Genomic DNA, 25,539 nt, shown 5'->3' with positions numbered 1-25,539 from the left:
AGTTCACCTTCCTAATTCCTGTAATAAACTCTTGCTTCATACGGTTGTAAAGTTATACGATTGCTTGGTTGTTTAGCAGCTTTAATAATACTTGAAAGATCACCTATTCCATCTCCATTGCTATCCATAAAACTTCTCGGGTAAATTTGATAAACTACACTTTCCTTCCACCAAGGTCTTTCCACTTAGAAAACCACCTTCCCTACTTGTATATACAAGAAAAGTCTAATTGTTATTCTAAGAAAAAACAAGGGAGCGATCAATATAAGTTGCACGCTGCCTCCCTTATACTGATCGTTCCCCTTTTTCACTTAATCACGTAAACAAACGTTTAATTAATTTCTTTCTTTCGTGTCTTTGCAAAAATAAATGTTAGAACCAATGGTACGACTACAGCAATAACCATACCAATTGCAAATGCAAGCCACTGTCCCGCTTGAATCGAGAAGATACCTGGCAAGCCACCAACCCCTATGGAAGGCGCTAAAACAGAGTTAAACGTAATCCACATGGCTGCAATTGCCGAACCGATAATAGCGCAAATAAATGGGAAACGGTATCGTAAGTTCACACCAAACATTGCTGGCTCTGTAATTCCTAGGTAAGCTGAGATTGAAGATGTTAATGAAAGACCTTTTACCTTTTCATCTTTTAATACAAAGTACATAGCAAGTGCCGCTGATCCTTGTGCAATGTTAGAAAGAGCTACAATAGGCCACAAGAACGTTGCACCAATACTCCCAATCAACTGAAGATCAACTGCTAAGAATGTATGGTGCATACCAGTAATAACAAGTGGAGCATAAATCCCACCGTACAAAAGACCACCTAATACTGCGAAATTATCAAAAATCCCTACAAATAATGCGGTTATTCCATTTCCAATTGCAAATGTAACAGGACCAATTGCAATAAATGCGATAAACCCCGTGACTAGTAAAGCAACCGGAGCTACTACTAGCAGTTGAAAACCGTCTGGAATTCGCTTTCTAAGTGCAATTTCTATTTTAGCTAGAACGAATGCTGCCACCAGAATTGGTAGAACTTGACCTTGATAACCGACTTTAGCTACATCTAATCCAAATAAGTTCCAGTATGGGATTTCACCAGCTTCTTGTGCCGCCCCATACCCCCAAGCATTAAGGAGGTCAGGATGCACAAGCATTAAACCTAATACAATACCGAGTAATTCATTACCACCAAATCGTTTCACCGCCGACCAACCAATTAAACCTGGTAAAAACACAAAAGCAGTATTAGCAATTAAGTGAATAATGTCAGCAACATCAGCCCACTGCGGAAACATAGCAACAACGGATTGTTCTGCAAATATCCCTTCAGCAGTTAAAATATTATTAATACCCATTAACAAACCGGCAGTAACAATAGCAGGTAAGATTGGAATAAAAATATCAGCAAGCGTTTTCACTGCACGTTGCAATGGATTTAAGTTCTTCTCCGCAGCCTTCTTCGTTTCTTCTTTTGAAGCCTCAGTAATTTCTGCAAGAGATACAAGCTCTTTATAAACTTTATCAACTGTCCCTTGCCCAATTACCACTTGGAATTGACCACTCGTAGAAAATGACCCTCTTACTACATCAATGTTCTCTAAAGCTTTTTTATCTACCTTTTCTTCATCTACTAAAGCAAGGCGTAAACGTGTAACACAATGGGTTGCCGACGCTATATTATCCTTACCACCTAGAGCAGCGAGTATTTGTTTCGCTGATTCTCTAAACTCACTCATCTTTTATTTCCCCTTCCCTCGAAAGCGTTTTCTCGGATTCTACATGTCCAAACTGACCGACCTTGTATATACAAGCCCTGATCACGTTTTCATTCTAACTTGTATATACATATTAGTCAATTGTTTCATTTATATTTTTGTAAGATTTCCTTATGAGAATGATTTATTCGTGATAAAACAAGGAGAAGCGACGCCCACTCCTTGTGGACATCGCCCCTTCATTTCATATTTTTTTTAAGAATATATTTACCTCAATCTTTTTGCATATTGTTAAGTAATGCAAGAAGGTGAGTAAAATTGCTCCCATATTCATTCCTAAAATAATTCCATCCATTTGAAAGCTTGGAGTAGAGCCTAAAACATACATCATGACAAAAGAAAATACCGTCGAGTAGAGCGCATGAACAAAAGCATCCTTCACTAGTCCAAGACCGATTAAATAGGCTTGCATAGGAATAACAAAGAAATGAAATAAAAAATATGGAACTAATAATTGTAAATAACGGATTGCTGGTGAATTCTCAAAAAAGAGACTAGTTAACGGTTCAGCAAAAAAGTAGAAAACAGCCACAGCAGGTATCCCATATATTGCCGTTAGTAACATTACCTTCCTTAATAGCGATCTCAGCCTTGCCGTATCTCCTCTTGAGTACGCCTCAGATACAGTTGGTATTAAAACAATCAACAACGAATGAGCAATAAAAGCCGGAAAAAAGCCAATCGTAAAAGCTACCCCCGCCATCTTCCCATACTGTACCATTGCAAGTGAATCAACCATTCCCGCTCTTACTAATGTTTCTTTAATAAAAAAAGGTTTCACTGCAAAAGTGGCCGCATGGAAAATACGTAGTCCAGTTGTCGGTATTGACACTTCCAGCAAACTTTTCCGTACTTTACTGCCTGAGAGGTTCGCCCTCGGTTCTCGTTTTAATACTCTCATTTGGATTAGAAAGGCAATAAATAAAAAGCTAAGTACAAGAAACTCACTGGCAATTAACGTACATAACGCTACTAATAAAGCTACTTCCGATTCAAATGAGGTGAACATAAATAGGATCATTAATAAAATGAGTTGTCCCGCACGCCTAAGAAAGTTGGCAAATGCGATCTTCCCCATCTTTTGTGCTCCCATGAAGTATCCTCTTGCTACAGAGGAAAACGCAATGATCGGAATCAGGCAGAGAAACAACCAAGGAACAAGCGGATGATACCTTTCAAACACAGGAATAATCGGTAGGATCCATAACGCCAGTAATGAAAACACAACCGTACACACTGTTGCAAATTTTAACGCATGCATCAACATGCTACGATGAAAAATAACATTTTGCTCCGCAACAAACTTAGAAATAGAAATTGGCAGTTCAAGACTTGCTATAACTACAATAAACAGCACCGTTGGCAAGATTGACATGTATAATCCTAGGCCTTCCTCTCCTAATTCCCTTGCCAACACCATATTAATCAAAAACTCTATACATTCACCTAGAAAAGCAGCAACAATTAACAATAACGCACTTTTGAAAAAGATATTCATTGTTTCTCTCCCCCACATCCTGTCCATAAATTTATATGAGACAAGTCACTAAAATATGGTTGAGAAAAGCAAGATTCATCGGAATAAAATAAAAAAACCAAGCTTGTAAATTAAGCCCGGCTAGAAAGTACTAATTATTTTTCATAACAAATTGAATCTCAAACTAATCATTTTTTATCGATAACGCTGCGACTTCTAAGGACGACTTCGTACTTTGATTCATCGGCATTACGATTGTCACTTTCGTTCCAACATTAACACAGCTTTCGTATCTTAGCGTCCCCCCCATCTCTTCAATAATTCTAAATGAAACCATTGTCCCAAGCCCTGTCCCCTTTTCTTTCGTTGAATAAAAGAGAGTACCAATTTTAGCCAGTTGCTCTTGACTCATTCCTTTTCCGTTATCTGCAATAGTAATTCTTACAACGGTTTGGTCCTCTTCGACCTTTACAGTAACTTGCCCTTTTTCAGGCGTTGCTTCAATTGCATTTTTAATTAAATTAATTAATACTTGTTTAAATTGGTTTTTATCACTGCTAATTAAAGTGTTCTTTGTGCCATCAATATTCAACTCTACGTTCTCTTTAAGAGAATAAGGGGTTAAAAAACTAATAATTTCATGTAAAATCTGATTCACTTCAATCACTTGAATAGTTTTAAATTGTGGTTTTGCAAAATTTAAATAATCGCTAATAATTTGCTCTGCTCGATTCATTTCATGCAATGCAATATTAAAGTATTCTTTTTTCTTTCCTTTTTCATCTTTTTGCATTAATTGGAGAAAACCTTTCACTACCGTCAGGGGATTACGAACTTCGTGTGCGATTGAAGCAGCCAACTCACTAATAGCATTTAATTTTACAGCTCTTTGCATCTCTTCTTGTATCCGCTTTCTTTCCATTAGTTGTTCCAATAATAAGGTTGCAAACCCCACTGAAATAACGAGTGCACCAATAAAGACAAGTATGTAATAAATAAAGTGACCTAATTGTCTATTCAAATCTCCACTTAACTCTAAATAAATACCCAAAAGCGTTAATTGAGTAAGCGCAGGCCAAAAAATTAACATAATAGAAAATCTGACTCTTTCCCACTTGTGCACAATTTGTTGATAGCGATTGGCGAATAAATGAAACATAAGAGAAGAAACAATAATGACGCCAAGGCCAATAAAAAGATGCTCTCCACCAACAATTGTCCTTGTTAAGAGTGTCACTCCACAAATAGCCCAACCTGCTTTTGGCCCCCCATATAAAAAAGCAAGCATTAATAAAACATAACGTAAGTCCCAATGTAATCCTTGTTCTTTAAACGAGAAAACGATACACAAAATAGCTGCTACCCCTAATAAAACAACTAAGACGAATTTTGACTGTTTATCTTTTCTGTTATTTAAAAAAAGAGTAACAACCAAGATTGGCATCAAAACGATCAAGAGGTGTAACAGGAGTTTTTCTGCAATCATGTAAAGGCTCCCACCTTTTTGTCAACCCACAGTGGATTCAATAATGTTACATCAATATTCGACATTCTCTCTGTTAATCCTTCAAAAAATTAGAAATTTTGTCAGTACATAATCTGACATTCTCTTAATTTTAAAAAGAAGTCTTACAAACATCCGATAAAAATAAACAATAAAAAAAGCCCTACTGTAATAATTCTAGCAGGGCTCCCTCCAATTAACTTTAAATATATCTATGCTCCATTTACAAATTAAGCTTTACTGACTCTACAATTGTCTTAACAAGTAGCTTAACTTCTTCTTCGTTAATGATGAGAGGCGGAGCAATTGTTAGTACATTATTATATCCGGCAACTGTAGCACCATTTTTCCCAATAATAACACCATTCTCTTTACAACTAGCAATGACTTTATTTACAAGTTGAACATCAATTGGTTCTTTAGTCTCTTTATCATTTACTAACTCAATTCCAATAAGCAATCCTTTGCCTCGAACGTCACCTACATTCGGGTGTGGTAATAACTCTTTTTTTAGTTCTTCTAACATTTCTGCACCAACGGCTTTTGCTCTTGTATACAACCCTTCTTTTTCCATAATTCCCAAATTCTTTAACGCTAGTGCACATGCTGCAGGATTCCCTCCAAATGTGTTGACATGTCTAAAATAGTCATAATCTTCGGATCCTTTAAACGCATCGTAGACTTCTTTTTTAACAGCCGTAACGGATAATGGTAAATATGCACTTGTTATCCCTTTTGCCATTGTAATAATATCTGGTTTTACACCATAGTTCATAAACCCAAATGGCTCCCCTGTACGCCCAAAGCCGCAGATGACTTCATCGACAATTAATAAGGCCCCTTTTTCCTGGCACACTTCCTGTACGGACGTCAGGTAATCTTCAGGTGGGAGAAGGATACCTCCTCCAGTAATAATTGGTTCCATAATAACAGCAGCAACTGTTTCTGCTAGCTCCCAAACCATCATTCGCTCAATTGCTTTTACTTCTTCTCGTTCTCTCCCTGTCTTAGTCAAATCAACTGGAGATCGATACGTATCAGGAGGCGCAACGTGAAGAAAGCCTGTAGTCATCGGTTCATATTTATACTTCCTTTGCGCTTGGCCAGTAGCAGCCATTGCCCCCATCGTGTTTCCATGATAGGAACGATACCTAGAAATGATTTTATAACGGTTAGAGTCGCCTTTTTGCTGGTGATATTGCCGGGCAATTTTAAAGGCAACTTCATTCGCCTCTGACCCGCTATTGGAATAAAAGATAACATACTCTCCACCAAGCAATTCATTTAACTTCTCTGCCAACTGAATAGCAGGGCCATGACTATGTGTTAGCGGGAAATAAGAAAGTTGCTTCATTTGTTCATAGGCCGCCTCTGCTAACTCTTCTCTTCCATAACCAACATTTACACACCATAGTCCAGACATCGCATCCAAGAAGCGTTTCCCTTCTTCATCTGTTACCCATACTCCTTTTGCCTCTTTTGCAATTAGTGTATTAGTGGGGTTATATGGCTTCATGGCATGCCAAACATACGCTTCATCCTTCTGCTGATACTTAGTTAACTCTGATTTTGACATAATACCTCCTCCTAACCTCTTCTACATTTTTATTTAGTCGTCCGAGATTTTAGACACAAATTTTGATATGTTAAATGCTTATGGCTTTACTGATTCATAATGAAAAGGGTTATCCATAAAGGTCAAAAAACGAACTTTATGGATAACCCCATCAAACATTAGACTAACATTAATCTATTTTGCTGTAGCGACTTTTGACAAGCCTCAAGAACTTTCATATTAGCGATTGTTTGTTCAATGCTATAGAATGGTTTACTCCCTGACCAAACACACTCTGAGAAATGTTCAATTTGAAGAGCATATTGATCACCTTTTACCCATTCTTCACGTGTTTCACCGTTCTGATCTGTAATCAATATTTGACCATTCCCTTCTTGTTTATCAGGTCTAAAAGCCGCCGGTACGTCTATTTTCCCCTTCGTACCAATCACTGTATATTGATTTTCATCAGGTTGCTGAAAACTGCAAGAAAAACTAGCTGTAATCCCTTCTTCAAAAGTTAATAAACCTGCTGTTGTAAGATCAACACCCACGTTAGCTGGAATATCGCCAGAAGCAAACACTTGCTTCGGCTCTTTATCTAGAATGAACCGACTGGCATGTATACAATAGCAACCAACATCGTAAAGACTCCCTCCACCTAATTCTGGGTTTAAACGTATATTCTGTGCTTCACTTTCTAAATTCATAGAATAAGAAAATGCTGACCGCATAAGATTAACGTCACCAATAACCCCACTCTCAATCAACTCCTTTACACGCTGGTGTTGAGGGTGGAATTGATACATGAACGCTTCCATGAATAAAACATTGTTCCTCTTACAAGCTTCAACCATATACTTAACCTCTTCAACTGTTATCGCTGCCGGCTTTTCACAAAGTATATGCTTCCCTTTCTCAGCCGCTTTCGTAACCCACGTTACATGAAGGTTGTTTGGCAAAGGGATATAAACAGCCTCAATTTCTTCATCGTCTAATAACTCATCATAGCTTCCATACTTCTTAGGAATGTCAAACAACGCCCCGAATTCCTCTGCCTTTTTTATATCACTGCTAGAAGCAACTGCAATGACTTTTGCATTATTCGCTCTTTCTATAGCTGGGATAATGGCTTTCTTCGCAATTCCTGCAGTGCCTAAAATACCCCATTTTACAGTTTGACTCATTTGTTTATCCACCTTTTCACTAATATCTTATCTTTATATTCATTCAAGATAACAAGAAAAAAACCCTTCTTTATCTCAGAAACAACAGAGGACATTGAAAAAGGTTGATCTTTACCTTTTTCAATGTCCTCTAAGCAATTAAAAACTTAAAAAGATCGCTCCATATCCTAAGCCACCAACGATGACAAAAGCAGGGTGAACTTTCCACTTCTCTAGTAATAAGAAGCTAGCAATTATTAAGAAGAGGGTATGCCATATTCCTGCTCCAACGTAAGAGCTTTCTAAGAAACGATATGTCAAAACTCCTAATAAAATGGCTATTGTCGGACGCACCAGCGCTGTCATATTTTTAACTTTTGGAGAGTCTTTAAATTTATACAAAAGCCCTAAAAGAGCAATCATTAAAATTAGTGAAGGCGCAACCGTTGCAAAGACCCCAACAACAGCTCCAAACACACCGCCAACCTCATACCCAATATAGCCAGCCATTTTTGTAGCGATTGGCCCTGGCAACGCATTACCTAATGCCAGTACTTCACTAAATTCCTCAACGGTCATCCATTGATATTTCGCAACTACTTCATATTCAACTAACGGAATGGATGCTGGGCCACCACCATAACCGAGTATTCCCGGAATAAAAAAAGCTAGAAACAGTTCCCAATATATCATTTAATTCGTCCCTTTCTGCCTTTCTATTTCTTCATTTTTCTGCTTATTAGGCTTTAACAATGCATAAGCGAGTAAAAGGGCAATAACGATTCCTGGATGAATATGTACTAATTCGATTAATAAAAAACTAACCAAAAGAAGAGTAACGCTAATTTTCCAACCGAGACCCTGATTTGACTTTTTAAAGAAGTCCCAAGTGAGAACCGCCATCATTACTACAACAATTGGGATCACACCCCTAGTCATTCCAACAACCCATGGTTGATCTTTAAATGTGGTCAACGTCGTTAATAATACGATCATCATTAAAATGGATGGCACGATTGATGAAAGCACTGCATTAATCATTCCTAATACTCCAGCAACGTGATAACCAATATACCCAGCCATTTTCGTGTTAATTGGACCTGGTAACGTATTCCCTAAAGCTAAAACATCACTAAATTCATCATCGTTCATCCACTTAAACGTTGTGACCACTTCTTTATGTACAAGCGGAATCGCAGATGGACCACCACCAAATCCTAAAATACCTGATCTAAAAAATGCAATAAAAAGATTTATATGAGTTTTCAAATGACTCCCACCTTAAACAAAAAATGTTCTATCCTATTCCCGAGATTGACTTTAATAACCAAGAGCCAAACCGTCTCCCCTTGGGTCTGCTCCACCTCGTTTTACGTTATGATCATCTATAAGGATAGCTCCTGCATGCCCCATAACATCAGTAAATTCCTCCACTACTTCTATATCATGCCCAACACCTTCAAGAGCTTGAATGATTTCATTTGGGACTCTCGATTCGACTTTTAAATTATTCGAACTAGCTCCCCATGTTCGACCATATAACCATCTCGGCGCTTCAATCGCTGCTTGAACATCAAATTGATAATCAACAATTCTTGTGACCAATGCAGCTTGTGTTTGTGGCTGTCCCTCGCCTCCCATCGTTCCATAAACAAGATAAGAAGAGTTCTCTTTAAGAAGCATGGCTGGATTTAACGTATGGAATGTTCTTTTGTTAGGCTCTAATGAGTTCACATTGTTTTCATCTAAAGAGAAGAAGCTTCCTCTATTTTGCAGAAGTATACCTGTTTGTTTTGGAATAATTCCAGAACCAAAATCATGATAGATACTTTGAATAAATGAAACAGCATTTCCCTCTTTGTCGACCACTCCAAACCAAACTGTGTCTCCTTTTGGGTCTAACTTTTTTTCCATCTCCTTGGAGAAGTTGCTATTAATTTGGTGAGCAAGCTCCATCCCATGTGATTTTGATAACAAATCATCTAGAGGAATATCAACAAAATCAGGATCTGTCAACCATTGATCTCGATCTTTGAATGCTAGTTTCGTAGCTTCAATTAACAAATGATAATATTCTTTAGAACCTTCTTCAATTGTGGAGAAGTCAAAGTTATTTAATATATTCAAAATCGATAATGATGCCATCCCTTGTGTATTTGGAGGCAAATTATACGCCGTATATCCTTTATAATCGACACTAATCGGATCGACCCAATTGGAACGGTGATTTTTAAAATCATTAACGGTTAACAAACCACCATTAGCTTGGAGGTCCTCAACAATCTTCCTTGCAATCTCTCCCTCGTAAAACACTTTGCTCCCTTCAGAAGCAATCAATTCAAGTGTATTGGCCAAGTCTGGTTGTTTCATCACTTCCCCTCTTTTATATAAAGAACCATCAGGCTTGAGGAATGTCCTCTTAAACTCATTAAATCGATGTAAGTATCTAAACTCACTATCTTCTTCGTTAATGTTTACATTCGTCCAGTGCTCTTGACTAGGAGTGACTGCAAATCCATTTTGTGCATAAGAAATCGCCGCTTGTAGTAAGTCTTCCCAGGAATATGTACAACTGAAGTGATCTTTAGCATAACGATAGGCTTCATCCCATCCAGCAACAGCACCTGGCACTGTATTTGCGGACAAATAACCACGAGAAGGTATTTTATTATATCCTTTTTCTTTATAACAAGAGATTGAAGCATTTTCTCCTGAACGACCACTGCTATTAAGAGCTTCTACTTTGTTTGTTTTCGCATTGTAAATCAACCAAAAATTATCACCGCCAATGCTATTCATATGTGGATAAACGACGGAAATAGTTGATGCAGCTGCAATGGCTGCTTCAATTGCGTTTCCTCCATTTTGCAGGACGTTCATTCCCGCTTGGGATGCTAAGTAGTGAGGGGTTGTAATCATTCCATTTGGCCCCATTGTCGTTGCTCGATAAGCTTGATCATTCTTGCTCATAATTTACCACCCTTCCTCTCCATTACCATTATAATATCTTTTGTAAATTATTTTAAGAACTTTTTCAAACAAAAAGAAATTATTTTTTAACTTTTTAAAACAAAAAGGTTATTTTACTCAATTTTCAATTCCGTTAGTTATCAAAAAAGGGGTTGTTCCACTGGAACAACCCTTTTATTTTGAATCGTTTTCTTTGACTTCAGTTACGAGGACCTCTCCCTTTATGAGCGACTATACATATCATAATAATATCCCCTTTCAGAGAGTAATTGGTCATGTGATCCCTGTTCAAAGAGTTTTCCTTCTTTTAAAACAATAATCTGATTCGCTTCTTTAATCGTATTCAACCGGTGAGCAATCACAAAACTCGTTCGACCTTTCATTAACCTTCGAAGTGCTTCTTGTATTTTAATTTCAGTAATGGTATCTATGCTACTAGTCGCTTCATCTAAAATTAACATCGATGGATTGGCAAGCATGACTCTCGCAATCGATAAAAGCTGTTTTTGTCCTTGACTAATTCCACTGCCATCTTGATCTAATACCGTTTCGTATCCGTTTGATAAGGACGTAATAAATGAATGAGCATTTGCCTGCTTCGCTGCTTCTTCTACTTCCTCATCACTTGCATCAAGTCTACCATAACGAACGTTTTCTCTAATTGACCCTTGAAACAAGTGCGTATCTTGAAGAACAAAGCCAAGATGCTTCCGTAAACTCCCAAATTTCACTTCAGTAATATCATACCCATCGACTGTAATCGCTCCACTTACTGGTTCATAAAATTTGGAAAGTAAATTAATGATTGTCGTTTTACCCGCTCCCGTAGGACCGACTACGGCAACGGTTTCACCCTCATTCACCTTAAAGCTGACATTAGAAATGGTGTTTTGATCGTCCTCATATGAAAAAGATACATTCTCAAACGAGACATTTCCTTTTATTTCAGACAATTCACGGGCATTGACTTTGTCTCTTTCTTCTTCCTCATCAATGACTTCAAACACTCTTTCTGCACCTGCTACGGCAGATAATAATGTATTAAACTGATTAGCAAGATCATTTAGTGGACGCGTGAATTGCCTGGAATACTCAGCGAAAATCACAATGACCCCAATTGTAATTAAATTATTAAATGCTAGGATCCCGCCTATTCCGGCAATAAAAGCAAAGCTCATATTATTTAAAACATTCATTAACTTTGGAATAAAGCCGGAATACGTTTGAGCCCAAAACCCCGCTCCCCTCAAGCGTTCACTTTTCCCTTTGAAAGCATCTACTACATATTCTTCCTTAGAAAAAGCTTTAACAATTCTCTGACCAGAGATGGTTTCTTCAATATATCCATTAACTTCTCCTAAGTGCTTTTGCTGCTCTTTGAAAAATAGACTTGTTCTTCGCGTTATCCACTTCATCCCAAATACCATTAGAGGAACAACAACCAATGTAATGACTGTTAAAATAGGACTTAACCAAACCATCACAACAATAATCCCTACAAAGGTCAAAATACTTGAGAAGATTTGGATGACAGAACTATTTAACGTTGTACTGACATTTTCCATATCATTTGTCAGCCTACTCATGAGTTCACCATGTTGGCGTTTATCTAAATAGGAAATTGGCAGCTTTTGAAGACGAGTAAATAATTTCAACCTCATTGCATAAATCGTCTTTTGAGCTACTCCTATCATCCAAAAATTTTGTAGCCATATACTAATTGAATAGAAAACATAAATAAAAAATAAGAAGATTAATAGTTGGTACAACCCATTCACATCATGACTTACTAAAAAGTCATCAATAGCCATCCCAACGAGGAAAGGTCCTAATAAACTTAATGCTGAACTGAGAACAATCATTAATATGACAAGAACGATGTATTTTTTATGAACAGCAAGATAATTCCAAATTCGTTTAATTGTACTTTTCCAATTTTTCGGTTTTGTTTTTACTATTGTTTCTTCCGTTTTTCTATCAGAATCGGGTAAGGGAATCCTATTATACCGGAAAGGTCTCGTCAGTTGATTAGACATTTAGCTCCTCCTCTCTCATCTGAGATTGAAGTATTCCCCTATAAAGCTCTGATTCTTTCTGTAATTGTTCATGATCTCCTTCGGCTATCAATTGACCTTCTTGTAGTAAAATAATATTATCAGCCTTCATGGCAGAGCTTATTTTTTGTGTAATCATTAACGTAGTGCATGAGTAGTTTTTCAAAGCTTCTAGAAAACTAGCCTCCGTTTTCACATCTAAGGCACTCGTACAATCATCTAATAGTAATATTTTAGGCCTACGCACTAGCGCTCTAGCAATAGACAACCTCTGCTTCTGACCACCAGATAAATTCACACCTTTTTGTCCTATTTTCGTCTCATATTGGTATGGTAGTTTTTCAATCACATTATGAATTTGAGCGTGTTTACAAGCTTCGACTATTTCTTCTAATGTTGCCTCTTCGTTCCCCCATTGAATGTTCTCCCGTACCGTACCCGAAAATAAAAATACGTCTTGAGGAACATAGCCAATTTGACGGCGCAACTGTTCAGGATTGATATTCTTTATATCCAACTCATCTATAAAAATTCTACCTTCACTTGCTTCATACAACTTCGGAATGAGTTGAAATAACGTTGTTTTTCCAGAACCCGTTGCCCCTAAAATTGCTAACATTTCACCTGCATTTGCTTGAAAAGAGAGATCGTGTAATACCTTCCCTCGTGTAGTAGGATACGAAAAACCAACATGTTCAAATTCTATTGAACCATTTATTCGTTTCTCAGAATACTCACCTGCGTTTCCTCGCTGTTCTTCTCCATGTTCTAACACTTTAGTAATCCGCTCAGCTGATGCACGCGCTCTCGAAAAGACAATAATAATCATTGAAAATACGGTTAAAGCTGAAGTGATACGAGTTGCATAGTTTACAATCGCAACAACTTCCCCTACTTGAGCTCCTCCTGAATTAACCTCAAATGTTCCAAACCATAGAATGGCCATAATGCCAACATTCATAAGAAACAACAATACTGGCATCGCAATTTCCATTAGCCTGAGTGCCGACATTGTTTTTTCCATCAATGCTTCATTGCTCTTTTTGAACCGATTATTCTCATGATTATGACGGACAAACACCTTTACTAGCCTCATTGCAGTGAGGTTTTCCCGCAGGACATGGTTCACAGCATCTAATTTCGCTTGGACGAGCTTGAAAAGGGCCTCTCCTTTTTTCATCATCCAAATTAAAAACATCACAATAACCGGAATTGCCACAGCTAGAATAAGAGCTAGCTTAACATTAATGAAAAATGCCATAATGGTACCACCAATGATTAACAAAGGAGCTCGCATCATGATCCGTAAACTCATGAATATCGTATTTTGAATTTGTGTTACATCATTCGTCAGTCTTGTTATTAATGATGATGTCTCAAACCTTTGCAACTGAGAAAAGGTAAACTTTTGAATCTTACTATAAAGCCCTGAACGCAAATCAAACCCTGTACTTTGACTTACATGAGCCGCATAAAAGGAGTTAATAACTCCCGCTACAAAAGCAAGAAAAGACAAAGCCACCATAATGCTGCCCCAGCGTATTATTACAGCAAAGTCCTCTTGTAATATTCCATCGTCGATTATTTTAGCTAACAATAATGGGTGAAGCAGCTCCACAAAAAGTTCAATTAGCATTAAGAACAACGCTATGCTAATCGGAAGTTTATACGGTCTTAAAAAACCAAATACGTTGGACACACAAACATCCCCCATGTATCTATTAATTTTCGCAATTCGAAATAATATAGTTAATTATAGCTTATTTTGTACTATTCAACTAATATTTAGTTAGAATTATTAGACGATTCAAAATAACATATTGCACAAATAAATCGATAGCCAAAAAAATGCTAATTTTGGGTCGCCTTTATGTGACTACAGGTAGGTAAGCTTATTTGAACTGTGGTTCCCTTTCCTTCTTCGCTTTCAAGACTTAAGCTACCGCCATGCTCTTCAATAATATGATTGCTTATCATTAATCCAAGTCCTGTTCCATTTTCCTTTGTTGTATAAAAATGTTTTCCAATGTTGTCTAACTTCTCTTTTGCAATTCCTTTTCCTTGATCAATAATAGCAACTTCAATGAAATCATGTTTTCTTGAAACATTAATAGTAATGATTCCTTCATACTTCATTGCTTCTATTGCATTTCTTAATATTTGATAAAGACTTGCTTTAATTTACTCTCGTCACACTGTACCATTTCCTTCTTTAGGGCCGTTTCCATTTGAAGTTCGATATCAATATTGTAAATGATTGCTTGCGTTTTTGTTAAAGTAACGACCATCTCAATTATTTTAAAGAGGTTATGTTTTTTTATCGATAATTCCTTTGGTTTTCCTAAAAACAGTAACTCACTCACAATCATATTAATACGCTCGATCTCAGATAGCATTATTTTCGTATACGGAGTAGATTTCGTATCGGTACTATCTATCAACTGTAAAAATCCTTTTAAACTTGTAATTGGGTTTCGTATTTCATGGGCAATCCCTGCAGCAAGTTCACCTAATAACGATAATTGTTCAAAATGCTGTAATTTTGATTGATTTTCCTTTTGTTCACTTATGTCTCTAACTAGTAAGAAATAAGTATCACCTAACAGAGTGGGTAACGGCTTTCGAAAGACTTCTACATCAATTGTTTTTCCCTTTACTATAAGTTTCCCTATCTTGCTCTGACTTCCATCAGCATTCTCTCCCTCCTCGCTCTCGCTATTAATAACAACATAGTTTGAAATGAATTTTCCATTTAATCGAACCTCTGTTGCTTCAAACATAGACAATCCAGCTCTATTTACATATTGGATTTTATCGTTTTCAACAAGAATAATCGGTATTGGAAGAAGCTCAATTATCAACTCTTCGTTCTTATTGCTAATACTCTTTATTTTGATTATCTTTTGTACACAAAAAACAGCGATCAACAGAACAATACTCATAATCACTACTTGCATAAAAGGACTTTTAATTACCTGTAATAAACATTAATAAAGTACTAACAACCAGTGTGATGACTACCAAAATAAAAACAAAAAAAGACCTAACCTTCACCAAGAGTGAAAAGTTAGGCCATGAATAAGACTTCTATACTATGTATATATTCTTTCATTTACCATTCAATATTCATTATGTATTCTAAACTAAGTAATTAACCATTATTCATTTCGGTGAACGCTGACAGCTAGACAGCAATCATCTAGAATACTAGCATACTCTTAAGAATAATTCAATCAGTTACCTTTACTTCCTAACTTTTCACAACTTACTATACCCCTTTATTCTTTTCACAAAACACTCTTCCCCTTTTCTTCTAAAAAAAAAGAAGGCTGACTCAAACCTTCTCTCCCTTATTACACTTGTACCACTTTATTACTTAAAGACTCAAAACCTGAAATCTTGCATTCAACGACATCCCCTTGACGAATCACCGCAGCTCCAGGTGTACCAGTCATAATGATATCTCCTGGTAACAGAGTTGTCACTTGTGACAAAAAGGAAACAATGTAAGCTGGTGAGCAAATCATATTTTTCACTTTGTTTTCGTGTACGGTGCTACCATTTAGCATTGTTGCAACTTGTAACGACTCTATGTTTTCCACTTCGTCCTTTGTTCGCAGCACTGGACCAAATCCAAAAAATGTATCAAAGCTTTTTGCCCTTTGGATAAATCGAGGGTTTTCCGCGTGTATGTCTGCAGCAGTTACATCTACTGCTGTTGTATAACCAACAATGACATCTTGAACCTCTTCTTCAGGTACGTTTTTACATTTCTTTCCGATAATAATAGCTAGTTCCGCTTCTGCAGTTGTCCTTTTTGATTGAAAAGGGATTTCAATTGCATCGTTGTCACCAATAATACTAGTATCAGGCTTCATAAAAAAGACAGGATCTGACGTTTCCAATCCACCTAGCTCCGACCTTACCGTTACATAATTCATTCCTATTCCCCAAATTTTATGAGGACAACGGTATAAGGGAGCATATGTAACTTCCTTTTTAGAGAGGAAGAGTTCTTTCTTTATCCGTTTTGGTCCTCCATTACGATACCACTCTCTCACTTCGCCAAGTTCACCTAACTCAATAAGCTTGAAAATAGAAGAAGCCCAGCTTTTCTGTTCTTGTTCATTAATATCCTCTATTAAAACGATTCCCTTATCAGTCACAATTCCAGCAACTTCTTTGCTGTCTTTTTTTACTGTGGCGAGTCTCATGATCATCACCTATCTATCAATTATTTATATGCTGATGCAAAAAGGCTTATATTCTTATAAACCCATTGCAATAAGCGTCTATCCTGATTTGGGCCAGCAATGATTGAAAGGGCAATGGGCATTCCTTCTTTCCCCTCAATTGGAATGGTCACTTGTGGAAAACCGGCAAGCCCAGCAATACAAGACAGCTGCATTGTTTGTGAACGGCGCTTTTCGATCTCTTCACCTGACAAATTACAAAGAGGAGCTTCCCCAGGTGTTGTTGGGATGATAAGTAATTGGTCGTCTCCTAACACTTCTAACAGCTTTGTAGAAATAGTTTCTTTTAATCTTAGATTTTCTGGCTTATCTTCTTCTCTTAATGTACTTGCCCAGTCAAATCTAGCAGCAATATCCGGTCCAAAGCTTGGATTCACTTCATTTATCCATTCACCATGGTTTTTCCATATCTCTAATCCTTGAAGTGTTCTAAAGCAGCTTGCCCACCTTTGTAAACCCTCTTCTGCAATCGTAAGCCATTCTGATTTGAATAATTTTTTCAGTTTTTCTTTATACGTTACTAGAACTTGCTTACTTCTCTCATCAGCCAAATCCCAAGCATCAGTACCAAATAAGAGCTTCGTAAAAGGTTTATCTTCTTTAAAAGACCTGTCCTCTTTGATTAGGACACACCCTACTTCTACTAATAATTGGGGATCAGCTGTCATCCATCCAACTGTGTCAAAACTCTCAGCAAGTGGAATAACACCATCAATTGACACGAGCCCATGAGTTGGCCGAAATCCGTAAATCCCACAATATGCTGCTGGGATGCGAACGGAACCACCAGTATCTGTCCCTAATGCAAAATCTACGACTCCTGATGAAGCCGCAACCGCTGATCCACTTGAAGAACCTCCAGGAATATGCTCTGGTGCTTTCGGGTTTATCGGTGTCCCGTAGTGAAAATTCTCTCCGTTTAAACTATACATCAACTCATCGGTAATCGTCGTACCTTGTAACGTAGCACCTTCTTGTAACAACTGGTCTATAGAGGAAGCGTTCTTTTTTGCCGGGGAATGTGTGCGTAGCCAATCTGGATTTCCAACACTTGAAGTTACTCCCTCAATATCAAATACATCCTTTACAGCAAAGGTACGCCCTGAGAGGTTTCCTGTTTTCACTGGTGTTGCAATGACATTCTCATCAATAAACGCATTAAAACGATCCTTCACGATACCCTCTCCTTCGATTACACATTCTTGATTCGTTCTTTGTTTTGGTAAACATCTAGCGCAGCTTGAACGCCTTCCCCAACATTCAGTTTCACTTTATGACGCAACAACACTGCTTCTAGTGAGGCTAGTGTTAGTAAAACATTTCGCTGCTGGCAACTGTAACCCATCGTCCCAATTCTCCAAATTTTTCCGTGAAGGGGACCGAAAGAACTTGCAATCTCAATGCCAAATTCTCCCAACAACATGGATCTAACTGAATCGCCATCAACACCTTCTGGAATGTTAACACATGTAACAGTCGGTAATTTATGATTATTGTCTCCAAAGAGAGAAAGCCCCATCGCTTCAATTCCTCTGACCAATGCTCTTTCATTTAGACGGTGTCGCTTGAAACGTTCCTCTAACCCTTCTTCAAGAATTAAACGTAATCCTTCATATAATCCATATAACATCGTCGTAGCTTCTGTATGATGGTTTAGTCTTGCAGGACTCCAATAGTCTTGTAATTGACTTAGGTCTAAGTAGTTGCTACGGATCTTTCTATGATTGTTGGAAGCTTGTTGGTTCGTTACAAGTCCTTTTTCAATAGACTTTCTCTCTAATAAGATGGCTTCAATTCGATCATTGTATGTTAATGGTGCCATCCCTGCAGGTACAGATAAGCATTTCTGTGTACCTGTGATCAATCCATCAATTTTCCATTCATCTGTTTTCACTTCTGTCCCTGCCACTGTTGCAACAGCATCAACAATAAGTAAAACATCCAATTCGCGACAAGCAAGGCCTATTTCCTCTAAAGGCTGCATTCTTCCCGTAGATGTGTCGCCATGAACCATTGCTACCACTTTTGGACGTACCTTTTTAATCTCAAAGATAACCTCCTCTGGGTCAAACACACTTCCCCAGTCACAATGAATAGCATGAATCTCCGCCCCGCAGCGTTCTGCAATTTCAGTTAACAAACCACCAAATCTTCCAAAAGAAGGGATGAGAACTTTATCTCCTTCTTCTAGGACACTGCAAAGCATTGCTTCAATCCCTGCTCGTGATGTACCATCCACCGGAAATGCCCAATGATTTTCGGTTTGCAATACTTTTCGTAATTGAATCATTGTTTCATTCATTAAAGATGTAAAACTTGGATCAAATTGCCCTAAAATAGATGAGGACATTGCTTGCAATACCTTTGGATCGACCTCTACCGGTCCAGGTGTCATAATTGTTCTAGCCGGAACTTGTAATCTATTAGATAGTTGCATATTCTCTTCCCCCCATTATGTTCAACTATTATTTTGCTAATTTTATTAATGCCTGTAACAAGACTTGTGTACCAATGACACAATCTTCTTCATCTGTCCATTCCTTTGGATTATGACTAATTCCATCTTTCGAACGAACAAAAATCATGCCCATTTCGGTCACTTTTGTCATCATTAGTGAATCATGGCCCGCTCCACATGGTAGTTTCATAGTCGAAATATTTAACTCAGCACATGAGTCTTCAAGCATACCAACAATTGATTCGGAGCAAGTGGCTGGATCAACTGCTTTTTTCATATCAATCTCTGCAATTATGTCTCTTCTCTCGCAAATTTCATTAATCGCCTTTGTTACTTCATCAACCATTTTCGAACGTAACTCTTTGTCACCATGTCTTAAATCAATTGAAAATACGGCTCTTCCCGGAATAATATTCACTCCACCAGGCTCGACATGTGTTTTTCCCACCGTACCGACCCCTTCGTAATTGGTTGAAATTCGTTCCACTTCAAGCATCACTTCCGCCATTGCGAGCGAGGCATCTTTTCTCATATTCATCGGAGTAGCACCTGCATGATCTGGGTGACCATTTAGGGTAACCTCTAACCAAACAGGTCCTTGAATAGTTGTAACAACACCAACTGCTAATTCGTGTTCTTCAAGTACTTTCCCTTGTTCAATATGCATTTCTAAGTATGCTTTTATTTCTTCAGGTTTTCGAATCGCTAATTTATACTGCGTAGCATCAAAGCCAGCTTGCCTAAGTGCCTCAGAATAAGTTATTCCATTTGCATCTTTTAAATTGAGTGTAGCTTCGTCTAAATAACCAGTCATTGCCTTACTGCCGATATATCCAGTTCCAAACCGAGCCCCTTCTTCATCTGTAAAAGATACGACCTCAATAGAATGGGTGAGTTCAATTCCTAATTCCTTTATGGAGCGAACAGCTTCAATTCCTCCTAAAACCCCTAGAGCTCCATCAAACAAACCACCTTGATAAACAGTATCCACATGAGACCCAGTCATCACTACTGGCGCGTTCTTGTCCTTCCCTTCTAACTTCCCAATAATATTTCCAACAGAGTCCACCCGAACGTCTAAGCCTGACTCCTCCATTAATTGGATTACATATTTTCTTGCCTCTAAATCTTCTAAGCTAAGAGCCAGTCTTGTCACACCTTCTTCAGTGACATTTGAACCAGCACCGATCTTACCTAGTTCCTGAATCGTCTTCCATAACCGTTGTTGATTTATTGGATTTATAATAATCATCTAGAATCAATCCCTCCTTGTAAAATCCCAGTTCTAATTGTTTTCATTGTAGATAATGGAAGAGGGTTAGTCATTGTTCAAAATATCTAATAATAAACTAGTTTATTATTCATATTAACCAACCATTTGATGCATTTCCTCATATGACAACAAGATGAATTGGTATATGTACCATTTGGTATGTAAGATCTTCTACCCTTGCATTTTAAAACAGCTTTAAATAAAAAAGGGTTCAAGAAGGTAACTCGACCTCCTTGAACCCCTTCAAACTTTATAATTAGTTAGACGGCAGATATTCAATTGTATAGATTTCATTTGCATCAAACTGCTTTTCTAATAAACCTAATTCAAATAGTTGATCAATTAGTAATTGCCAACGTTCCTCAGACATGTAACCAAAACCGTGTTCTTCGGCATCGCCACCATAAACAAAATCCTTTTGTGAATCCGTCTCAAATTCTAAATCTTCAAAAGCAAGATCAGGATTCACTTCATGAATAACTTCATTGACTTCATAAGGGGATTCTTTATATATATTCCACCCTTCCACAAAAGATGTAACAAAGTTTTGAACGGTTTCTTCATTATTCTCAATATAATCCTTCGAAGCAAATAACACGACATTATATGGATCAAAGCCCGATTCAGACACTAGTATCGTTTCAGTCTTAATTCCTTCCTTATCTAAGAAAAACGGTTCTGAAGTGACAAAAGCCTGACTGACAGACTCAAGGTCCTCAATGAAATTCACGTGTTGTCCGGTATAACTCATTTCAGTAACTCCACTTAAATCATATTTATTCATTAAAAAATCCCAATATGGAATACCTGGTTGAATGTAAGCAGTTCTCCCATTCATATCTTCAAATTCAGTAATATCTTCACCTTCGTGGAACATTAAAGCAGCCGGACTATTTTGCATAGCTGTCGCTAATGTAACAAGTTCAATTCCTTCATTCCTAGCAATCACTATTTGATCTGCATGAGCTAAGCCAAATTGTGCATTCCCTGATGCCACAATTTGAATTGAAGAAACTTGGGGACCGCCTGCTTCAATCTCAACATTTAAGTTATGTTCAGCAAATATTCCTTCTTCTTGTGCAGCAAATACACCACCATGTTGACTTTTCGGAAACCAGTTTAATACTAGTTTTACTGATTCAGCTGAGTCAGAATCTTCTCCATCCGTGCTTCCTCCGCCTGATTCTTGCCCACCACAAGCCACAAGCAATAAGAGAATGAGTGTAGTAACTATTACCAACTTTGCTTTGTACGCTCTCTTCAGAATCATCATAATTTAACCCCTCTCAAATAATATCTTTTTTATAAAAAACCTTTTCATAGTAGAAGCTACTAGCTACCTCTATATGTACTATATCCACCTGGTGCGATCAGTAATGGAACGTGGTAATGTTCATTTTCTTTTGTAATAACAAACTGAATCGGCACAATTTCTAAGAAATAAGGCTCTTTCTCTAGCTTGGAACGATAATAATCACCAACATTAAACCGGATCTGGTAGGTTCCCTTTTTCATCTCATTTGCTTCTAAGAGCGGCTCAGGTACTCTACCATCTGAGTTTGTACGAGATTGTCCGATTTTCACAAAGTGATTGTCATTATTCCTTTTCCAAAGCTCAATTACAACATTTTGAGCAGGCTTTCCAGTACTTATATCCAAGACATGTGTCGTAAGCTTGCCCAACTCCTTTTCTAAAATTAAATCCCACAATCTAAATCTAGCGATCTTACTTACTTGTTGAAGAGCTGTTTCAAATTCCTCTTCATAGCTATTATGAATTCGAGCTTTCATATTGCTTTTTATCGCTTTCTTACTTTGACCCTTTACCGCCATAATAAAAGGGAATCCAAATTTATTAATGTAATCTTTATTTAACATAGAAAACTCTTCAAATTCTTGTTCTGATAACTGACTGAGTCCGGCGTTTTTTTGTTCATCTCTAGAGGATTCAGAAACCTCTAATCTCGTACCTAAATCTGGATGGGCTCTTAAAAGAGACAGTTTCAAAGCAGTAGTAGCGCCATGCATTTCCTCAATCATATGATTGTACATTTGCTCGAGATTAACAAACGGATGGGCATTCCACGACTTTTCAGCAACCCAAGGTGAATGTTCAAACACAGCACCTACAATGTTAATAAATTGTGATTGATCCATTTTATTAACCTTTTCCATTGAGATTTTAATCTTCAACACCCGCTTTCCTATTTGTAACCTAATTATGACACCACTTTGTTGTAGCCATATCATAAACCGTTAAAGCTTCTTAGTCATCGTTTACCTTAACCTAAAACATACAGTAACTTTGTTCAAATAGCCTAATCAAAACGAAAAAAACGACAATAATTTCAAACAAAATTAATCACTACTTAGTAATGAAAAATTATAAAAAACCTGTATTTCGCCACTTTCTCAATATGACTGCCCTGCACTTTCATAACTTCCCTCAGTCCATTCAGCATGTTAGAAAAAATGACTGTTAAAATCACTAATATCAAATAACTTTATATCTTATTTACCTTACTTTCCAGTTAGGTGATTATTCACCCAGCACTAATGTAACTCCCACCTATTTTGTATGAAATAACTAACTAAAAGATTATTTCCGTTAGAAAACCTAACGAAGAAGTTTCGGAACTACTGATTTTCTTGTACATTGTTCACAATGAAAGTTTTTTATGCGAGGAGGAACTACAATGAGGTTATTAGACATATTAAACTTACCAACTTTTAAAGAAGCTACGGTTGTAGCCGGAGAAAAAGGTTTAACAAAAAACGTTCAATCCGTCAACCTTATGGATGCTCCTGATATTATTGATTATTTAAACGATGAACAGCTACTATTGACAACCGCCTACTCAATAAAGAATAACCCTAATGCACTAGTAGAGTTAGTAACGCAAATGGCTAATCAAGGTTGCGCAGGACTCGGACTAAAGACAAAACGCTTCATTGATGAAATTCCTACTGAAGTAATTGATCAAGCCAATGCATTGGATTTCCCCATTATTGAAATTCCTCTTAATTACTCACTGGGTGAAATGTTAAATGAGGCATTAGGATGCATATTAAAAGAGCGAACACATGAATTAAATTACGCACTCACTATCCATCGAGAGTTTACCGATATCGTTGTGTCAGGGGGGGGGTTTTCAAATATCATCGAAAGTTTAGCAACAATTTTAAGCTTACCTGTTATTCTACTGAATTACAGACTAGATATTATGGCCTATTCACACGATATTGATAAGGAAGTCTTCTTTGATATTTATTGGCACATTCACGAAAAGATCCATCATGAGAGTTTAGATACGTACAAAGTATTAACCATCCCAAACGAAGAGGGAAATAACGAATTTACAGAAGTTTCAATTTATCCAATTAATACAACCAATCAACAAAAAGGGTATATTATAATTTTTGGTACAACGTTATCAAGTGAATCTTTTTTTACACTCGCTGTTGAACAAGCAGCCAATGTCATTTCCTTTGAATTTATGAAACTACATGCACTCGAACAACATTCGCGCAGGTTAAAAAATGATTTTTTTGCCGACTTAGTCGATGGCGCTATCCCAAATGAAGAGGAAATTATTAATCGAGGAAAAACCTATCAATTAAATAAATCTTTCCAGTACATTTGTATTACTTGTAAGATGGATGACGCTTCAGAACTCTATCAAAATTCTCACCCTTTACAAACAGAAAAAGAGATTAGCTTACGTAGAGATCGCATTTACGAGCTTTTTGAATCAGTATTAACGAATAAATTTGAAAACTGTATTGTTTTTACAAAAGGAGATTTATTTACAACATTATTAGGCTTTGAATTCTATAATGACGATAGCGAAAAAAATGTATTAGAATCGATCACTGACTTACAATCTGATTTATACCAGGCGATCGACTCGTCTATGTCATTTGGAATTAGTAATTACACAGAAAATATTTCTGATATCCCCACGGCTTTTCAAGAAGCAGTCGATGCACTACGAGCAGGTTACCGCGAAAACAAAAAAAGGTTTATTAAAACGTATCGTATTAAAGAGCTAGCAGAAATTTTTAAAACAATACCCTCTCAAAAGTTAAAGGAGTTTTATCGATCGACTTTACGAGAATTAGCTTATCCGAAAGATAAAGAAAAAGAAGATCTAGTCCAAACCCTTGCCGTCTTCTTAAATCACAATTGCCAAATTTCTGAGACAGCTAAGATTATGTATATTCATCGGAACACAGTCATTTATCGAATTAAAAAGTGTGAAGAAATACTAGGTCTTGAGATAAAAGGGTCTGATGAAACCCTCACTTTAAGAACTGCCTTATTTATTCGCTCCTTTTTCAATAATAAAATTGAGAAACAAGTACTATAATGGGTGTCTCAAAAGGTCAAAAATAAACCTTTTGAGACACCCATTGTAATGCTCTTTGATAATCTTCTAAAGTGTCAATATCAAAGAGGATACCTCTATCCTTTACAACGAAATTTACTTTTTCAACAAATTGTAACAACCCTCTCCCTCCTGTATCACCTGTCAGTGTGGAAAAATCAATTTTCTTGAAGTTCCCCCAATAAATAGGGTGACCTGGCTTCTCGTCATAGATAGGCCGGATGACAAAAGGAGCAGATCCCTCTCGTACTCGGCTCCTCCCCTCCTCTAAAACGGTAGAAACCGTTTCACTCTCAATAAAAGGCTGGTCACCTAAAAAAAACATGACTGATTGAAACGGAGAATCAATATGGTCGATTGCTGTTACAAAAGATGTACTTTGGCCAAGTCTATAGTCAGGATTATAGACCCAACATACTCGTGTTGACGCACAGTCAATACCCTCTTTGATTTCTTTAGCCTTATGCCCTAAAACAACAATGACCTTTTCAAACGAATGCTCTAAAACAAGTTCAAGGACGTACTCCAACAATTTTTTATCCTTGATTCTTAATAGTTGTTTCGCAGCTCCCATCCGAGAAGAAGTTCCTGCCGCTAAAATAACAGCACATACTTTATGGTCAACCACACCAATCGCCCCTGATCTCTAATGAAT

21 protein-coding genes are annotated in these 25,539 nt (G+C 37.2%); 1 reads left to right on the top strand and 20 read right to left on the bottom strand.

Annotation, left to right across the window (positions count from 1 at the left end; all coding sequences use genetic code 11):
* Window positions 1-11: 11 nt before the first annotated feature.
* From SAY88_RS08150 to uraD, 19 genes are all read right to left on the bottom strand, one after another.
* A complete protein-coding gene (locus tag SAY88_RS08150) occupies window positions 12-185 on the bottom strand; it encodes an alpha-amylase family glycosyl hydrolase (RefSeq protein WP_332630839.1) in 174 nt (57 codons plus the stop codon).
* A gap of 146 nt (window positions 186-331) precedes the next feature.
* Window positions 332-1,747, bottom strand: a complete 1,416-nt coding sequence (treP, locus tag SAY88_RS08145) for a PTS system trehalose-specific EIIBC component (RefSeq protein WP_332630838.1) — start codon at window positions 1,745-1,747, stop codon at window positions 332-334.
* A 223-nt stretch (window positions 1,748-1,970) separates the two neighbouring features.
* Entirely contained in the window at window positions 1,971-3,284 is a 1,314-nt protein-coding gene (locus SAY88_RS08140) for a polysaccharide biosynthesis protein (protein WP_332630835.1), read from the bottom strand.
* Window positions 3,285-3,447: 163 nt separating this feature from the next.
* The gene (locus SAY88_RS08135; protein WP_332630833.1) at window positions 3,448-4,749 is read right to left on the bottom strand and encodes an ATP-binding protein; all 1,302 of its coding nucleotides are present in this window, start codon (window positions 4,747-4,749) and stop codon (window positions 3,448-3,450) included.
* 241 nt (window positions 4,750-4,990) lie between these two features.
* Window positions 4,991-6,343: an aspartate aminotransferase family protein gene (locus tag SAY88_RS08130; protein WP_332630831.1), complete on the bottom strand. Its 1,353-nt coding sequence runs from the start codon at window positions 6,341-6,343 to the stop codon at window positions 4,991-4,993.
* 158 nt (window positions 6,344-6,501) lie between these two features.
* Complete coding sequence (locus SAY88_RS08125; RefSeq protein WP_332630830.1) at window positions 6,502-7,509, bottom strand: Gfo/Idh/MocA family protein; 1,008 nt, start codon at window positions 7,507-7,509, stop codon at window positions 6,502-6,504.
* A 138-nt stretch (window positions 7,510-7,647) separates the two neighbouring features.
* A complete protein-coding gene (locus tag SAY88_RS08120) occupies window positions 7,648-8,181 on the bottom strand; it encodes a chromate transporter (RefSeq protein ID WP_332630829.1) in 534 nt (177 codons plus the stop codon).
* Entirely contained in the window at window positions 8,182-8,757 is a 576-nt protein-coding gene (locus SAY88_RS08115; protein WP_332630828.1) for a chromate transporter, read from the bottom strand.
* A 51-nt stretch (window positions 8,758-8,808) separates the two neighbouring features.
* On the bottom strand, window positions 8,809-10,458 hold the full coding sequence (ggt, locus tag SAY88_RS08110; RefSeq protein WP_332630827.1) for a gamma-glutamyltransferase: 1,650 nt from the start codon (window positions 10,456-10,458) through the stop codon (window positions 8,809-8,811).
* Between the two features lie 221 nt (window positions 10,459-10,679).
* Window positions 10,680-12,494 carry an ABC transporter ATP-binding protein gene (locus SAY88_RS08105; protein ID WP_332630826.1) on the bottom strand — a complete coding sequence of 605 codons (1,815 nt, stop codon included), beginning with the start codon at window positions 12,492-12,494 and terminating at the stop codon, window positions 10,680-10,682.
* On the bottom strand, window positions 12,487-14,211 hold the full coding sequence (locus SAY88_RS08100) for an ABC transporter ATP-binding protein (RefSeq protein WP_332630824.1): 1,725 nt from the start codon (window positions 14,209-14,211) through the stop codon (window positions 12,487-12,489). The genes SAY88_RS08105 and SAY88_RS08100 overlap by 8 nt, the downstream gene beginning before the upstream one ends.
* Before the next feature lie 152 nt (window positions 14,212-14,363).
* A complete protein-coding gene (locus tag SAY88_RS08095; protein ID WP_332630821.1) occupies window positions 14,364-14,648 on the bottom strand; it encodes a HAMP domain-containing sensor histidine kinase in 285 nt (94 codons plus the stop codon).
* A 17-nt stretch (window positions 14,649-14,665) separates the two neighbouring features.
* Window positions 14,666-15,469 carry a histidine kinase dimerization/phospho-acceptor domain-containing protein gene (locus tag SAY88_RS08090; RefSeq protein ID WP_332630818.1) on the bottom strand — a complete coding sequence of 268 codons (804 nt, stop codon included), beginning with the start codon at window positions 15,467-15,469 and terminating at the stop codon, window positions 14,666-14,668.
* A gap of 396 nt (window positions 15,470-15,865) precedes the next feature.
* On the bottom strand, window positions 15,866-16,726 hold the full coding sequence (locus tag SAY88_RS08085) for a fumarylacetoacetate hydrolase family protein (protein ID WP_332630815.1): 861 nt from the start codon (window positions 16,724-16,726) through the stop codon (window positions 15,866-15,868).
* 20 nt (window positions 16,727-16,746) lie between these two features.
* Complete coding sequence (locus SAY88_RS08080; protein WP_332630814.1) at window positions 16,747-17,940, bottom strand: amidase; 1,194 nt, start codon at window positions 17,938-17,940, stop codon at window positions 16,747-16,749.
* A gap of 17 nt (window positions 17,941-17,957) precedes the next feature.
* Window positions 17,958-19,202 (bottom strand): pyridoxal-phosphate-dependent aminotransferase family protein, encoded by a 1,245-nt coding sequence (locus SAY88_RS08075; protein WP_332630813.1) that lies wholly within the window; start codon window positions 19,200-19,202, stop codon window positions 17,958-17,960.
* Window positions 19,203-19,230: 28 nt separating this feature from the next.
* Window positions 19,231-20,475, bottom strand: coding sequence for a Zn-dependent hydrolase (locus SAY88_RS08070; RefSeq protein WP_332630811.1), 1,245 nt, complete (start codon window positions 20,473-20,475; stop codon window positions 19,231-19,233).
* 277 nt (window positions 20,476-20,752) lie between these two features.
* Window positions 20,753-21,769: an ABC transporter substrate-binding protein gene (locus SAY88_RS08065; protein ID WP_332630810.1), complete on the bottom strand. Its 1,017-nt coding sequence runs from the start codon at window positions 21,767-21,769 to the stop codon at window positions 20,753-20,755.
* Window positions 21,770-21,828: 59 nt separating this feature from the next.
* Window positions 21,829-22,689, bottom strand: coding sequence for a 2-oxo-4-hydroxy-4-carboxy-5-ureidoimidazoline decarboxylase (gene uraD / locus SAY88_RS25945; protein ID WP_332630808.1), 861 nt, complete (start codon window positions 22,687-22,689; stop codon window positions 21,829-21,831).
* Between the two features lie 503 nt (window positions 22,690-23,192).
* Between uraD and SAY88_RS08055 the strand changes: the two genes are divergently transcribed.
* A complete protein-coding gene (locus tag SAY88_RS08055; protein ID WP_332630807.1) occupies window positions 23,193-24,866 on the top strand; it encodes a PucR family transcriptional regulator in 1,674 nt (557 codons plus the stop codon).
* Window positions 24,867-24,882: 16 nt separating this feature from the next.
* Here SAY88_RS08055 and SAY88_RS08050 read toward each other — a convergent pair whose 3' ends face one another.
* Window positions 24,883-25,512 carry a nucleotidyltransferase family protein gene (locus tag SAY88_RS08050; protein WP_332630805.1) on the bottom strand — a complete coding sequence of 210 codons (630 nt, stop codon included), beginning with the start codon at window positions 25,510-25,512 and terminating at the stop codon, window positions 24,883-24,885.
* Window positions 25,513-25,539: the final 27 nt, after the last annotated feature.

It is taken from the genome of Halalkalibacter flavus, from assembly GCF_036663575.1.
GTDB lineage: Bacteria > Bacillota > Bacilli > Bacillales > Bacillaceae_D > Halalkalibacter > Halalkalibacter flavus.
The sequence above is the reverse complement of the archived record's forward strand: the minus strand, read 5'-3'. Positions and strand labels throughout refer to the sequence as shown.

What these genes read in the sequence shown, in the direction of transcription:
- SAY88_RS08135 (WP_332630833.1), bottom strand. Translation starts at nt 4,749, where the DNA reads ATGATTGCAGAAAAACTCCTGTTACACCTCTTGATCGTTTTGATGCCA.
- SAY88_RS08065 (WP_332630810.1), bottom strand. Translation starts at nt 21,769, where the DNA reads ATGATGATTCTGAAGAGAGCGTACAAAGCAAAGTTGGTAATAGTTACT.
- SAY88_RS08105 (WP_332630826.1), bottom strand. Translation starts at nt 12,494, where the DNA reads ATGTCTAATCAACTGACGAGACCTTTCCGGTATAATAGGATTCCCTTA.
- SAY88_RS08090 (WP_332630818.1), bottom strand. Translation starts at nt 15,469, where the DNA reads ATGCAAGTAGTGATTATGAGTATTGTTCTGTTGATCGCTGTTTTTTGT.
- SAY88_RS08095 (WP_332630821.1), bottom strand. Translation starts at nt 14,648, where the DNA reads ATGAAGTATGAAGGAATCATTACTATTAATGTTTCAAGAAAACATGAT.
- SAY88_RS08055 (WP_332630807.1), top strand. Translation starts at nt 23,193, where the DNA reads ATGAGGTTATTAGACATATTAAACTTACCAACTTTTAAAGAAGCTACG.
- treP (WP_332630838.1), bottom strand. Translation starts at nt 1,747, where the DNA reads ATGAGTGAGTTTAGAGAATCAGCGAAACAAATACTCGCTGCTCTAGGT.
- SAY88_RS08140 (WP_332630835.1), bottom strand. Translation starts at nt 3,284, where the DNA reads ATGAATATCTTTTTCAAAAGTGCGTTATTGTTAATTGTTGCTGCTTTT.
- SAY88_RS08075 (WP_332630813.1), bottom strand. Translation starts at nt 19,202, where the DNA reads ATGCAACTATCTAATAGATTACAAGTTCCGGCTAGAACAATTATGACA.
- SAY88_RS08070 (WP_332630811.1), bottom strand. Translation starts at nt 20,475, where the DNA reads ATGATTATTATAAATCCAATAAATCAACAACGGTTATGGAAGACGATT.
- SAY88_RS08085 (WP_332630815.1), bottom strand. Translation starts at nt 16,726, where the DNA reads ATGAGACTCGCCACAGTAAAAAAAGACAGCAAAGAAGTTGCTGGAATT.
- ggt (WP_332630827.1), bottom strand. Translation starts at nt 10,458, where the DNA reads ATGAGCAAGAATGATCAAGCTTATCGAGCAACGACAATGGGGCCAAAT.
- SAY88_RS08120 (WP_332630829.1), bottom strand. Translation starts at nt 8,181, where the DNA reads ATGATATATTGGGAACTGTTTCTAGCTTTTTTTATTCCGGGAATACTC.
- SAY88_RS08125 (WP_332630830.1), bottom strand. Translation starts at nt 7,509, where the DNA reads ATGAGTCAAACTGTAAAATGGGGTATTTTAGGCACTGCAGGAATTGCG.
- SAY88_RS08130 (WP_332630831.1), bottom strand. Translation starts at nt 6,343, where the DNA reads ATGTCAAAATCAGAGTTAACTAAGTATCAGCAGAAGGATGAAGCGTAT.